The organism is Pseudomonas cavernicola (assembly GCF_003596405.1).
Lineage (GTDB): Bacteria > Pseudomonadota > Gammaproteobacteria > Pseudomonadales > Pseudomonadaceae > Aquipseudomonas > Aquipseudomonas cavernicola.
Genome location: NZ_QYUR01000008.1, coordinates 270,168 through 283,364, shown reverse-complemented (window position 1 = coordinate 283,364; position 13,197 = coordinate 270,168). Strand labels below are relative to the sequence as shown.

Sequence of the window (13,197 nt, the reverse complement as noted above, 5' to 3'; positions counted from 1 at the left end):
TCTAACCGTCATCTGCGCTGTTTACCTTGGACTAGACCAACTACCCGGATGCTCGCCATGCCGCCCCTCGCTACGCCTCCCCATGCCTTTACCGCTGTGCTGTTCGGCCTGTCCGGCTGCCTGGTGGATTTCGGCGCACGCACCTTGCCGGTGACACTACTGCGCCTCTGCCCCGGCGCCGCCAGCCAGCGCCTGCCCACTCAACTGGCGCCAGCCACGGCTTTAGCCGCAGTACTTGGGCGCGACCCGCAGCCCGCGGAGTTACTCGGCCTGAATCAGACGCTGGTGGAGACCGCGAGCGAACACGCCGAAGTCACCCCGGGTGCACTGGCGCTACTCGAGCAACTGCAGCAGCAAGGCGTGCCCTGTGCCTGGCTCGATGAACTGCCGCGCGATGCCAGCATCCGCCTGGCCACCCCCCTGCCCAGCTGGCTACACGCGGCACAAATCTGCAACACTCGGCCCTGGCCGGCACCGGATGCCTGCTGGCAGACGCTGATGGAGCTAAAGGTGGCTAATCTTGCCGGTTGCGTACTGATCAGCGGTGAACCGCGTTTGCTGCAGGCCGGGCTGAATGCCGGGCTCTGGACAGTCGGCTTAGCGGCCTGTGGGCCATTGTGCAACCAGGCACCTGCTGACTGGCAGGCACTCCCGGCAGTCGAACGTGATCAATTACGCGCACAGGCCACCCTCGAGTTGTACCGCTTGGGGGTCCACTCGGTAGTCGACCATCTGGCCGAACTGGGTCCAAGCTTGACCGACCTTGCCATTCGCCGACAGAAAGGAGAGAAACCTTGACTCTTAATCGCCAACATTTTACCGAGCAACTGGCTGAACTCTTCGCCCAACGTGGCGCCGAGCCCTATGGTGAGGCCGTCAGCCAAGAGCAACACGCGCTGCAGTGTGCCACCCTGGCCGAACGCTCTGGCTGTAGCGAGAGTCAGGTGGTTGCCGCACTGCTGCACGATATCGCTCACCTCTATGAAGACCCGGAGGAAATCGAGCAACACGATCTGCGCCACGAGGAGCGTGCCGGCGAGCTACTGCGTCCCCTGCTGCCGGAGGCCGTGTGGCAGCCTATTCGTCTGCATGTCGCCGCTAAGCGTTATCTCTGTGCGACGGACGCGGCCTACCATGCAGAGCTATCGCCAGCTTCGCGACACAGTCTGGAATTGCAAGGTGGCCCCTTTGATGGGCGCGAGGCGGAGGCCTTTCTACGCGCGCCGTTCGCCCAGGAAGCCCTGGTTCTACGCCGTCTGGACGACCTAGCCAAGGACCCAAGCATGCGCACACCGGCACTCGAACACTTTTATCCAGCGCTGGAGCGTCTGCTGCGCGCTTGATCGAGATCAGGCAAAGCTGCCGCGCTTGGATTAACCTCTAGAGAGGCAGGGATCTTTCGCGTTACGCGCAGGGTCAATGCTTTTGCCTATTTACGGAGGAAGAACGCCATGCCTGCCCGCGAACTGCAGCAGCAATTGAACCAACTACGCGAGCAACTGGAAAAAGGCCCGCCGCTCTCCGCCGAGGAATATGCGCATCTGCTGGAGCTGGCGAAGCAGATCGAACTGCAACTTGAGCGCGAAGCCAGCGCGCCGGATACCAGCCTGGTGGATGGCGTGAATCTCGCAGTGGAGCGTTTCGAAGTCGAGCACCCAACCCTGGCCGCCACCCTGCGCAACATTGTGCAAAGCCTGGCCAACATGGGGATTTAGATCCCCAGCAAGCAAAAACCCCGGCCGCGGCCGGGGTTTTCCGTTATTGGCGCACCAACCGGCGATTATCCGGCTTGATCGGCCCTGTACTGCGGTAGGGATTGATGTCCAACCCACCACGGCGCACATAACGCGCGTACACCGTCAGCTTTTCCGGCCGCAGCAGATGCTGCAAATCGAGAAAAATGCGCTCCACACACTGTTCATGGAAGTCCGCGTGCTGGCGGAAACTCACCAAATAGGCCAGCAAACTGGCATGATCCAGCGCCGCACCACGGTACTCCACCACTACACTGCCCCAGTCTGGCTGACCGGTGACCGGGCAGTTGGATTTGAGCAGATGGCTGTGCAGGCTTTCCTCGACGACCTGCGTCGCATCGCAGCGCAGCAGCTCGGGTTGCGGGTGCTCATAGCCCGTGATGGTTACATCCAGCTCGTCGATGCACACACCGGGCAGCGGCGCCACGCCTTCTGCCTCCACCTCGTTCAGGCTGCGCACCCGCACCGCCACCGCCTTGCCGGCTGCCGCAGACAAGTCTTTTTCCAGCACCGCCACCAGGGCCGCGAAATCGGCGAACACAGTCTGGTTCAGCGAGTTGAGGTAAAGCTTGAAGGACTTGGACTCAATGATATTCGGCGAATCCGCCGGAATCGCGAACTCGCCGATGGCTACCACCGGTTTGCCTGAGGGCAGCAGCCACGACAGCTCGAAACAGTTCCAGAAATCCACGCCTTGATAAGGCAGCGTCTGCGCCGTTAACCCCAGCTCGGCCCACTTGGCCGCGCGCGGAATCGGAAACAACAAGGACGGCGTGTAGGTGGCGATATATTCGCTGGATTTACCCAGCGGCGAATGTTCGGCAGCGGGATGCATGACGGAAAACCTGGCTAGTCAAAACGCGGCAAGTGTATACAGTTTCCGCCGCGTTTTCAGCCGGGGCCGAAGTCGGCCTGACGTTGCGAGGACCGAACCGGACAGGAGGCCCCGGTGTACCTGCCGATCGCCGAAGTCGAATCCAAGACCTGCCGCGCACTATGCCGGGGCCCCTGCGAGGCCTCAAGGGTCACCAGCGGACACGAGTGGCATGCCCTTCTATCCTACCCGCAACGGCCGCCAACGACGCAGCAGCAGGTACAGGGTCGGGATCACGAACAAGGTAAAAAAGGTACCGACCAGCAGGCCTCCGACTATCACCAGACCGATCTGCTGGCGGCTCTCGCCGCCGGCGCCGCTGGCGATCACCAGGGGCAGCGAACCCAGCACCATGGCGCCGGTAGTCATCAGAATCGGCCGCAGACGCTGCACCGAAGCGTCGATCACCGCCGCACGCAACTCCTCGCCTTCACGCAGCAGCTTGTTGGCGAACTCGACGATCAGGATGCCGTGTTTGGTGATCAGGCCGATCAGCGTCACCAGGCCGATCTGGGAGTAGATATTCAGCGTGCCACCGAACAGGCTCAGCGCCAGCAAAGCACCGACCATGGACAGGGGCACACTGAAGAGAATGATCAACGGATCGGTGAAACTCTCGAACTGTGCCGCCAGCACCAGGTAGATAAACACCAGGGCCAGGGCGAAGATCAGGGCGATGCCGGCGCTGGATTCCCTGAAATCCCGCGAGGTGCCGGTGAAGTCGTACTGGGTGTCCGCCGGGAAGACTTCGCGCGCCATGTTCTCCAGGTGGGCCAGAGCCTCGCCCAGGGTAAAACCGACGCCGACGTTGGCGCTGATGGTCACCGCACGCAGTTGATTGAAGTGGTTGAGCTCACGAGGCGCCACCGTCTCGCGCACCTCGATCAGGTTCGACATCTGAACCATCCTGCCTTCGCGACCGCGCACATATACACGATCAAGATCCGCGGGGTTGCTGCGGTCGACATTCGCCAGTTGCACCAGCACATCGTACTGCTCGCCATGCTGTTTGAAGCGGGTGACCTGTCGACTACCGAACAGACTTTCCAGGCTGCGGCCGATGGTCGCCACGTCGGTGCCGACGGCCACGGCCTGTTCGCGATTGACCTCGATCTTAAGCTGCGGAGTGTTCAACTTAAGGTCGCTGTCGGTGCTTTCCAGCCCCGGATAATCCCGTACCCTGGCCAGCAACTGCTCGACATATACCTGCAGCTCGGCGTATTCCAGAGAGGAACGGATCACCAGGTTCACTGGCTGGGTGCGGGCGCTCTGCCCCAGGGGCGGACGATTCACCGGAAAGGCCCGGATGCCGGTAATGTCCTGCAGCTTAGGCAGCAGCTCATTACGAATCTCGAACTGGCTACGCGTGCGGTCCGCCCAGTCCTCCAATTTCATAAAGGAAATACCCTGGGCCACAGTCGGGAAACCGGCGATCACCAGGTAACGGTTAGTCTCGGGAATGCTGGCATAGGCCTGCTCCAGCTGACGGGCATAACGGCTGGTGTAATCGAGGGTGGCGCCGTCCGGCCCATTGAAGATGCCGACAATGGTGCCGGTATCCTCGGTCGGCGCCAGTTCAGACTTCAGCCCACTGAACAACCATGCACAGGCCACCAAGATCGCCAACAGCAATGCCAGCACAACCACCCAGGTGCCCAGGACCCGCGCCAGCAGGTGCCTGTAACGGTCAGTCAGGCCATGAAGAAAGTCTTCGATCCAGTTGTAGACAGGGTTATGCCGCTGATTCGGCCGATGGGCTTTGAGCAACCGGCCACACATCATCGGCGTCAGGGTCAGCGCCACGAAGCCGGACACCAGCACGGCGCCGGCCAGGGTCCAGGCGAATTCGGTGAAGAGCTTGCCGGTAGTGCCCTGCATAAAGCCTATGGGGGCGAACACCGCGGACAGGGTCAGGGTCATGGCTATCACCGCGAAGGCGATCTCGCGGCTGCCCTTGAATGCCGCCTGCATAGGCGACAGGCCCGCTTCGATATGCCGGTGGATGTTCTCCAGCATGACGATGGCATCGTCCACCACCAGCCCGATCGCGAGCACCATGGCCAGCAGGGTCAGGGTGTTGATACTGAACCCCATCAGCGACATCAAAGCGAAGGCGCCGATCAGCGAGACAGGGATGGTCACCAGCGGAATCAGGGTGGCACGCAGGGAGCGCAGGAAGATAAAGATGATCAGGATGACCAGCGCCACTGCCTCCCAGATAGTGATGTAGACATTGGCGATGGATTCGCGAATGAACAGGGAGTTGTCGTTGGCCACCGCCATCTCCATACCCTCGGGCAGCAGTGCGCGGACCTCCGGCAGGGCCTCGGCCAGGCCATCGGAGATATCCAGCGGGTTGGCGGTGGCCTGCTTGACCAGCCCCAGGCTCACCGCCGGGCGGCCCTTGTAGCGCACGACGCTGCGCACGTCGGCGGCGCCGATCGCGGCATGGCCGACATCCGATAAGCGCAGCAGGTAGCCGCGCGAGTCGTCCAGGATCAGGTTGTTGAATTCATCCGGGGTTTTCAGATCGGTTTCGGCCAGCACGGTGAATTCGCGCTCCACCGATTCGATGCGCCCGGCCGGTATCTCCACGTTCTCCCGGCGCAAGGCGTTTTCGATGTCCTGCACGGTCAAGTTGTGCGCTGCGAGTTTTTCCGGGTCCAGCCAGATACGCATGGCGAAGGTGCGCGCCCCCCGCACCTGCACCTCGGATACACCGGCAATGGTCTGCAACCGGTCCTTGATCACCCGCTCCAGTAGGTCGGTGATATCCATCGCCGAGTAACGTTCGCTGTAGAAGGCCAGCCAGATCACCGGCTGCGCGTCCGCCTCGACCTTCTGTACGATGGGTTCGTCGATCTCGTCCGGCAGCAGGCCTCGGACCCGCCCCAGGCGGTCGCGCACGTCGTTGGCCGCCTCGTCGGAATTGCTGCCCAGGCGAAACTGCGCGGTGATCTGGGTATTCTCTGCGCGGCTGATGGAGCTGACGAAGTCCAACCCTTCTATGCCGGACAGCACGTCCTCGATTGGCTGCGCCACCTGGGATTCCATGATCTCCGGGCTGGCGCCGGGATATATCACGTTCACCGTGACGATCGGCACATCGATATTCGGGTATTCGCGCACCCTCAGGCGCTCGTACGCCATCAAGCCGATCAGCACCAGGATCAGCGACAGCACGGTGGCAAAGACCGGGCGGCGAATGCAGATATCCGAAAGCGTCATGTGCCATCTCTCGCACGCTTGATGCGCACCGACATACCCGGCCTGACCTTCTGCCAACCGGCACTGATCAGGGTGTCGCCCAGGCTCACCCCCTGGCGCACTTCCACCTGGCCGGCCCGGCGACGGCCGAGCTGGATCTCCCGCAGCTCTACCTTGTTATCGATCACCAGGTTGACCATGAGTTTGTCCCCCATCGGCATCACCGCCTCCTCCGGTATCACCAGGGCCTCGGGACGCTCGGCCAGGATCACCGAGACCTTCACGAACTGCCCGGGTTTGAGGCGTTGGTCACTGTTGCCGAGGGTGGCGCGAATCGCCTGGCTACGGCCGACTTCATCCAGCCGCGGGTTGATCGCCGCGATCTCACCGATAAAACGTTCACCGGGGAAGGTGTCCAGGGTGATCTCGATCGGCTGCCGAAGGCGGATCTGGCTGACGGCTTTCTGCGGAATGCGGAAATCCACCTTGAGCGGATCCAGCACCTCCAGGTTAACGATGTCCTGGCCGGCGCTGAGGTAGTCGCCAGGGCTGACCTGACGCAGCCCCAGCACACCGGCGTAAGGAGCGTGGATCTGCGTCTTGTCCAGACGCGCCTGAGCGAGGGCAAGGCTGGCCCTCGAGGCTTGCTGCTGGGATTGGGCTTCGTCCAGGGCCTGGGCGTTGCTGGCGCCGCGTTTGAACAGCATCTGGGCGCGCTGGAAGCTCCTTTCCGCCAGATCCAGGTTGGCCTGGGCCTGGGCCAACTCGGCACGGGCGATCGAGCCATCCAGGCTGAGCAGCAGGTCGCCGGCCTTGACCGCCTGCCCCTCGCTAAAATTCAGGCGGTCCACGCGCCCGACGATTTCCGAGCGGATCATCACCGACTCGTCCGAACGCAGCGAACCGAAGGTAATCAGTTCGTCCCGCACCAGAGTCTTTTGCGGCTGCACCACCTCGACCAGTGGGCCCTGGGCTTCCTCTGCCTGACTCCAGCCGGCAGTCAGCAGCAGGAAGACAGGCACAAGCAAGGGGCGCGGAAACGTGAACATAGCCAACCTCATCGTTTTGTAGAGGCTGAGTTTAACGGTCGGTCTTGCGCAGTTCCGCCGTCAAAGATGCGTCCTATGCTTATGAGGGCCGCTTACTGGCGCATTCCACGACCACTCACCAGCAGGCGGACGCAGACCACATACAACACCGCCGTAGCGACCAGCATAAAACCGATGGCAATGCTGATGCGGATATCCGAGACGCCCAGAATGCCGTAACGGAAGGCGTTGACCATGTGCAGCACCGGGTTGGCCATGGACACCGCCTGCCAGAACGGCGGCAGCAGGTTGATCGAATAGAACACCCCGCCCAGGTAGGTCAGCGGTGTCAGCACGAAGGTCGGGATGATCGAAATATCATCGAAATTGCGCGCGTACACCGCATTGATGAAACCACCCAGGGAGAAAATCGTCGCGGTCAGCAACACCACCAGAATGGTGATACCCAAGTGATGCACCTGCAACTCGGTGAAAAATAGCGACAGTAAGGTGACGATCAGCCCCACCGCCAGGCCGCGCAGCACTCCACCGATGGTGTAGCCCAGCAAAATGGTGTGTGGCGAGATCGGCGCCACCATCAACTCTTCGACCGAACGCTGGAATTTGCTGCCAAAGAAACTCGACACCACGTTGCCGTAGGCGTTGGTGATCACCGACATCATGATCAGGCCCGGCACGATGTATTCCATGTAGGTGAAGCCACCCATGTCGCCGATCTGCCGGCCAATCAGATTGCCGAAGATGACGAAGTACAAGACCATGGTAATCGCCGGCGGCAGCAGGGTTTGCGGCCAGATCCGCATGAACCGGCGGATTTCCCGATAGACGATGGTATTCAGGGCGACCCAGTTCGCCTGCAGCTCGGTATTAATTAGCTCCGAATTCATACCGCCACCTTCGCCAGATTTTTCTCCACCAGGGAAACGAACAGCTCCTCCAGGCGATTGGTTTTATTGCGCAGGCTGAGTACCTGAACGTGCTGCTGCGCCAGTTGGCGAAACAGTTCGCTCACCCCCAGGCTCTTCTCCACCTGCACCTCAAGGGTATGGCTATCCAGCAATTGCGAGGGATAGCCGATCAACTGCGGCGGAATCAACAGCGAGTCCTTGAGATCGAGCAGGAAGGTTTCCACATGCAGCTTCTTCAGTAACTCACGCATGCTGGTGTTCTCGACGATCCGGCCGTGGTCGATGATGCCGATATTGCGACACAGTTGCTCAGCCTCTTCCAGATAGTGCGTGGTCAGGATGATGCTGATGCCCTGCTCATTCAGTTCGGTGAGAAAGGTCCACATCGAACGCCGCAGTTCGATATCCACACCGGCGGTGGGCTCATCGAGAATCAGCAGACGCGGCTGATGCACCAGCGCGCGGGCAATCATCAGGCGGCGCTTCATCCCACCGGAGAGCTCTCGCGAGGGCGCGTTGCGCTTGTCCCAGAGCCCCAATTGAGTCAGGTACTGCTCGGCGCGTTCCTTGGCGATACGCGCCGGGATGCCGTAGTAACCGGCCTGGGTCACCACTATGTCGAAGGTCTTCTCGAACTGGTTGAAGTTGAACTCCTGCGGCACCACGCCCAGGCAGCGCTTGAGCGCGGACGGATTGCGATCGAGGTCATGGCCAAACACGTTCACCGTGCCACTGCTCTTGTTGACCAGGGTCGACAGGATGCCAATGGTGGTGGATTTGCCGGCACCATTGGGGCCGAGCAATGCAAAAAAATCGCCTTCGGCCACTTCCAGGTCAATACCGTGGAGGGCCTTAAAGCCATTGCCGTAGGTTTTGGTCAACTGCCGGATGGACAGAGCAGAACTCATAAGAGATACACACGCCAAAAAAATGAATGGATTTAGTTAAGGACTCTAGCCGCTGAATACAACCGGACAATCCACCCAAGTCTATCGCCAGATAGCTTGCAGGCTGAAGCTTTATGGGGTGTCAGGTTAGCGCCGCCATCACTGCCAGACGATAAGCCGGACGCTGCTTCAGCCGCTCATACCAGGCTGCCAGCCTTGTAGGCCGGGTGAAACCCGCGCGGTTAAAATTTTGATAGCCGGCTGACATTATTATTTGTACTCGGCGGGTTTCACCCGCCCTACCCGTTCGATCGGCATTTCGAACCAGGCGTAGGCGAAACAACCCAGCGGAATATCGCCCATGCCGAAGTGTTCACCGGACAGAAAAGGCTGCCTGGCCAGGGTATTTTCAGGAATGCCGAGCAGCTCAGCACAACGCTGTAGCGCAGCGGCAATCACCGCAAGATCGCGTTGATCGGCCGGGGTACGCACGATGCCCCGCACCACAGGGCTTTTTTTGCGTTGGTGGAGTTCTTTCGTCCCCATATTTTCCGCATTACGCAATCTCCTCCGGCTCGATCGTCCTAGGCTTTTTCCAGCTCAGGCACCCTACCACTGCGAGCGCAGGAATAAAGACCGCGGGGCTGATGTTATCTATCGAGCATTTTTATAGTTCAGGTTGCACCTCTGCCTGCAGGTCACCCATCACCACTGGTGCATCGGCCGCAAACAGGTGGGGATAACAGAGCGCCAAGTGGCTGAAAAACAGCTCTTCAGGCAGATCGGCAAACTGACCATGATCGACCAGGTACTCCATATAGCGTTCGCCCTGCTGGTTGAACGGGTGGAACACGCTGTCGGTTCGCCCATCGAAATCCAGCGGCGCCACCTTGAATAATTTGCACAAGGTCAAGTTGAACGCAGGCGTGGCCTTGACCCAACGCCCCTCGAGATAAAACTCGGTGTAGCCGTGCATGGCGAACACCTCGCTGCGTAACAATTCCAGCAGACGCGGAGTCGACAGGTGATTGCGCACATCCGCCAGGCCGATTCTCGCGGGAATCCCGCAGTGCCGAGCGCAGGCCGCCAGCAATGTGGCTTTAGGTACGCAGTAGCTTTCGCCAGTCGACAGCGCATGACTGCCCTTCAAGGTTTCCGGGTCACGACTGAAGACGTATGGGTTGTAACGGATGCCATCGCGGACCGCGTAGTACAGGCTCGCCGCCTGCTCGATCGGGTCACGGCTGCTGCCGCGCATGCGCTCGGCGAACTCCACTAGCATCGGGTGGTCACTATCGATGAAGCGGCCGGGTTCAAGGTATTCGCGCATGGGGAAACTCTCCGGGGGGCGTAGCGTCAATGAAGGCAGGGCTTCACTCAAAGCGAACCTCAGTCTAACGACGCCCATCCTGCCGCGCTCACCGCGATTCGGCCAAGCTTACCGCTCTTGTCGCCATCTTCTACCGATGCCGACTAAGCTCGTGAGGACCTGCTATAGCCACGCTGTCTCCATGGAGGATTCCGCATGCTCGTTGTCTGGTTGCTCGTTCTAGTTCTCGGCGTCGCCTTTCTGGCTCACCGTCGCACCGCCCCGCTACCTGCCCTGGCAGTGGTTGCCGCCTATTTGCTGGCGATGGCTGTGTTCAGTCGCGCGCCTGTATTGCTGCTGGCGATCTTCTGGCTGCTGTGGCTTGGCGTGGCTTTACCGCTGGTGCTGCCAGAACTACGCCGCAAGCTGATCAGCGCGCCCCTGTTCGCCTGGTTCCAGCGCACACTGCCAGCAATGTCGGAAACCGAGCGCGATGCCATCGAAGCCGGCACCGTCTGGTGGGACGGCGAGCTGTTTAGCGGCCGCCCGAACTGGGACACGCTACTCGCCTACCCCAAGGCGCAGCTGACGGCAGAAGAACAAGCCTTTCTCGACGGCCCGACTGAAGAACTCTGCGCGATGGTAAGCGACTGGGAAATCGGCCAACTGCTGGATTTACCGCCCCAAGCCTGGGAACACATCAAGCAACACGGCTTCTTCGCCCTGATCATTCCCAAGGAATACGGCGGTAAAGGCTTCTCCGCCTACGCCCACTCGCAAGTCGCGATGAAACTGGCGACCCGCAGCGGCGATCTGGCGTCCACCGTGATGGTACCCAACTCCCTCGGCCCCGCAGAATTGCTGCTGCATTACGGCACCGATGAACAGCGCAAATACTACCTGCCACGCCTGGCCCGCGGTGATGACATCCCCTGTTTCGCCCTCACCGGCCCGCTAGCGGGCTCGGATGCCGGCGCCATGCCGGATGTCGGGATCATCTGCAAAGGTCAATGGGAAGGCCAGGAAGTCACAGGTCTGCGCCTGACCTGGGAGAAGCGCTACATCACCCTCGGACCGGTCGCGACGCTGCTCGGCCTGGCGTTCAAGGCCTACGACCCCGAGCACCTGCTGGGTGAGCAAGAAGATCTCGGCATCAGCCTCGCACTAGTACCCATCGAAACCCCGGGAGTCGAAATCGGCCGCCGCCATCTGCCGCTCGGCGCCGCCTTTATGAACGGGCCAAACTCTGGCAAAGACGTGTTCATCCCACTGGACTACCTGATTGGCGGGCAGGCCATGCTCGGTAAGGGCTGGATGATGCTGATGAACTGCCTGTCAGTCGGCCGCTCCATCTCGCTGCCGGCGGCCGGCACCGGCGCGGCAAAATTCGCCAGTCTAGTGACCGGCCAATACACGCAAATTCGCGAGCAGTTCAACGTGCCTCTGGCGGCCTTCGAAGGGGTTCAGGAGGCCCTGGCGCGGATCGGCGGCAATGCCTGGCTGATGGACAGCGCACGCATCCTCACCGCCAATGCCGTGGATCTCGGCGAGAAACCCTCGGTGCTCTCCGCCATCCTCAAGTACCACCTGACCGAGCGCGGGCGTGAGTGCATCGGCCACGCCATGGACGTGCATGGCGGCAAGGGCATCATCATGGGTCCGAATAACTACCTGGGCCGCGCGTGGCAAGGTGCGCCGATCTCCATCACCGTGGAAGGCGCTAACATTCTCTCGCGCAACCTGATGATCTTTGGCCAGGGAGCGATCCGCTGCCATCCCTATGTACTCAAGGAAATGACTCTGGCCGGCCGTGAGGACCAGGATCAGGCATTGCTCGAATTCGACCAACTGCTGCTGCAACACATCGGCTTCGCCGTCAGCAATACCGCCAGCAGCTTGATCCTCAGCCTAACCCTCGGCGGTTTCGCCGAGGTGCCTGGTGACAACCTCAGCCGCCCTTACTACCGAGCACTGAACCGTCTTGCCGCCGCCTTCGCCCTGCTCGCCGACTTCAGCATGATGCTGCTCGGCGGCGAACTGAAACGCCGCGAACGCCTATCCGCGCGACTGGGCGATGTACTCAGCCACCTTTATCTGGCCTCTGCGGCACTCAAGCGCTATCACGACCTCGACTATCCCGAATATCTGCGCCCTTCCGTGCGCTGGGCACTTGAAGAAAGCCTGGAAAAAGCCGAGAAAGCGCTCGACGAACTTCTCAGCAACTTTCCCAACCGGGTACTTGGCGGCCTGTTGCGCGCCCTGGTGTTCCCCTTCGGCCGCCGCCACAAGGGCCCATCGGACGTCCAGGATGCCGAGATCGCCGGTATTCTCGGGCGCGCCAGTGGCGACCCAGCCTTGGAGGAGCTGCTCGCCGGCTGCTATCGCCCACAAGCGCAAAGCGACCCGGTCGGCGCCTTGCAGCATGCCGTCAACCTGCTGAGCGCCAGCCAACCACTACAGAAGAAACTGCAGCAGGCGCTCAAGAGCGGTCAGGTACAACCGGCCGCTGGCGAAAACGTTATCGACGCCGCGCTCACAGCTGGAGTACTACTCCCTGAAGAAGCGCAGACCTTACGCCAGGCCGAAGCCGCGCGGCGCCAGGTGATCGATGTCGACGACTTCGCCAAGGACGAGCTCAAGCCCAGCCCCGGTAAAGTCCGCTAGCGGGACAGCGGGCGCCGGGAGCTCTATACTTCCGCGCCCGTTTTGCTCTTGAGGATTTGCACATGGCCAGCCCCTATCTCGACCATCATCTCGCCCTGCTCGCGCACCTGCGTGGCATCCTGGTCGCCTTGGGCGAGGCCGAGCAGGTTCCCGAGGAAAGCCATGCGCTGTTCCTCGACCGTTTCGATGAACTGCTGACGCTGCTGCAAGAGTCTCCAGAAGAGAGCCTGTACCTGGGCCAGGATCTGCTTTGCCAGGTCATCCACCGCTACCCGCAAATCACCCATCTGGTACCACGCGACCTGTTGTGGTTCTTCGGCGGTGATTGTCTGCACTTTATGCCGGATGAGGAAATCACCCTCTTCCAGGCACTTGACGAACGTCGCTACGAAGCAGAGCAAAATGACGAACCCTTCGACTGGGTGCAGGAAAAGCAGCTGCTGGCACTCCCCCAGGAAAGCAGCAAGCACTAAAAGCTCGGACTCAAAAAGAAAAAGGCCCGCACGGCATGACCGGCGGGCCTTTTTCATGCTGCAAACTTAACA

General features: G+C 60.9%; 10 protein-coding genes and 2 pseudogenes. 5 read left to right on the top strand and 7 right to left on the bottom strand.

Annotation, left to right across the window (positions count from 1 at the left end):
• The first annotated feature begins 57 nt into the window (after positions 1–57).
• The 3 genes and pseudogenes from D3879_RS23265 (at position 58) to D3879_RS23255 (ending at position 1,715) form a co-directional block, all read left to right on the top strand.
• Positions 58–798 carry an HAD superfamily inactivated hydrolase PcrP gene (locus D3879_RS23265; protein WP_119956587.1) on the top strand — a complete coding sequence of 247 codons (741 nt, stop codon included), beginning with the start codon at positions 58–60 and terminating at the stop codon, positions 796–798.
• Positions 795–1,377, top strand: a pseudogene (locus D3879_RS23260) (phosphonate degradation HD-domain oxygenase). The gene D3879_RS23265 and the pseudogene D3879_RS23260 overlap by 4 nt, the downstream one beginning before the upstream one ends.
• 74 nt (positions 1,378–1,451) lie before the next feature.
• Positions 1,452–1,715 carry a DUF4404 family protein gene (locus D3879_RS23255; RefSeq protein WP_119956585.1) on the top strand — a complete coding sequence of 88 codons (264 nt, stop codon included), beginning with the start codon at positions 1,452–1,454 and terminating at the stop codon, positions 1,713–1,715.
• Positions 1,716–1,758: 43 nt separating this feature from the next.
• Here D3879_RS23255 and queF read toward each other — a convergent pair whose 3' ends face one another.
• The 7 genes and pseudogenes from queF to D3879_RS23220 all read right to left on the bottom strand — a co-directional run bounded on the left by queF (position 1,759) and on the right by D3879_RS23220 (position 10,009).
• Positions 1,759–2,589: an NADPH-dependent 7-cyano-7-deazaguanine reductase QueF gene (gene queF, locus D3879_RS23250; RefSeq protein WP_119956584.1), complete on the bottom strand. Its 831-nt coding sequence runs from the start codon at positions 2,587–2,589 to the stop codon at positions 1,759–1,761.
• A gap of 219 nt (positions 2,590–2,808) precedes the next feature.
• Positions 2,809–5,856 carry an efflux RND transporter permease subunit gene (locus D3879_RS23245; protein ID WP_119956583.1) on the bottom strand — a complete coding sequence of 1,016 codons (3,048 nt, stop codon included), beginning with the start codon at positions 5,854–5,856 and terminating at the stop codon, positions 2,809–2,811.
• On the bottom strand, positions 5,853–6,884 hold the full coding sequence (locus tag D3879_RS23240) for an efflux RND transporter periplasmic adaptor subunit (RefSeq protein ID WP_119956582.1): 1,032 nt from the start codon (positions 6,882–6,884) through the stop codon (positions 5,853–5,855). Before D3879_RS23240 ends, D3879_RS23245 begins: the two co-directional genes overlap by 4 nt.
• 92 nt (positions 6,885–6,976) lie before the next feature.
• Positions 6,977–7,756, bottom strand: a complete 780-nt coding sequence (locus D3879_RS23235) for an ABC transporter permease (protein WP_119957074.1) — start codon at positions 7,754–7,756, stop codon at positions 6,977–6,979.
• 11 nt (positions 7,757–7,767) lie between these two features.
• Entirely contained in the window at positions 7,768–8,700 is a 933-nt protein-coding gene (locus D3879_RS23230) for an ABC transporter ATP-binding protein (protein ID WP_119956581.1), read from the bottom strand.
• A 282-nt stretch (positions 8,701–8,982) separates the two neighbouring features.
• Positions 8,983–9,177 (bottom strand): annotated as a pseudogene (locus tag D3879_RS27955) (glutathione S-transferase family protein); the annotation flags it as partial.
• 169 nt (positions 9,178–9,346) lie between these two features.
• On the bottom strand, positions 9,347–10,009 hold the full coding sequence (locus tag D3879_RS23220; protein WP_119956580.1) for a transglutaminase-like domain-containing protein: 663 nt from the start codon (positions 10,007–10,009) through the stop codon (positions 9,347–9,349).
• 195 nt (positions 10,010–10,204) lie between these two features.
• On the opposite strand from D3879_RS23220, the gene D3879_RS23215 reads away from it, so the two are divergent.
• Positions 10,205–12,652: an acyl-CoA dehydrogenase gene (locus tag D3879_RS23215; protein WP_119956579.1), complete on the top strand. Its 2,448-nt coding sequence runs from the start codon at positions 10,205–10,207 to the stop codon at positions 12,650–12,652.
• A 62-nt stretch (positions 12,653–12,714) separates the two neighbouring features.
• On the top strand, positions 12,715–13,125 hold the full coding sequence (locus tag D3879_RS23210) for a PA2817 family protein (RefSeq protein WP_119956578.1): 411 nt from the start codon (positions 12,715–12,717) through the stop codon (positions 13,123–13,125).
• Positions 13,126–13,197: the final 72 nt, after the last annotated feature.

Coding starts and splice junctions, on each gene's coding strand:
- D3879_RS23265 (WP_119956587.1), top strand. CDS start 58: ATGCCGCCCCTCGCTACGCCTCCCCATGCCTTTACCGCTGTGCTGTTC.
- D3879_RS23255 (WP_119956585.1), top strand. CDS start 1,452: ATGCCTGCCCGCGAACTGCAGCAGCAATTGAACCAACTACGCGAGCAA.
- queF (WP_119956584.1), bottom strand. CDS start 2,589: ATGCATCCCGCTGCCGAACATTCGCCGCTGGGTAAATCCAGCGAATAT.
- D3879_RS23245 (WP_119956583.1), bottom strand. CDS start 5,856: ATGACGCTTTCGGATATCTGCATTCGCCGCCCGGTCTTTGCCACCGTG.
- D3879_RS23240 (WP_119956582.1), bottom strand. CDS start 6,884: ATGTTCACGTTTCCGCGCCCCTTGCTTGTGCCTGTCTTCCTGCTGCTG.
- D3879_RS23230 (WP_119956581.1), bottom strand. CDS start 8,700: ATGAGTTCTGCTCTGTCCATCCGGCAGTTGACCAAAACCTACGGCAAT.
- D3879_RS23220 (WP_119956580.1), bottom strand. CDS start 10,009: ATGCGCGAATACCTTGAACCCGGCCGCTTCATCGATAGTGACCACCCG.
- D3879_RS23215 (WP_119956579.1), top strand. CDS start 10,205: ATGCTCGTTGTCTGGTTGCTCGTTCTAGTTCTCGGCGTCGCCTTTCTG.
- D3879_RS23210 (WP_119956578.1), top strand. CDS start 12,715: ATGGCCAGCCCCTATCTCGACCATCATCTCGCCCTGCTCGCGCACCTG.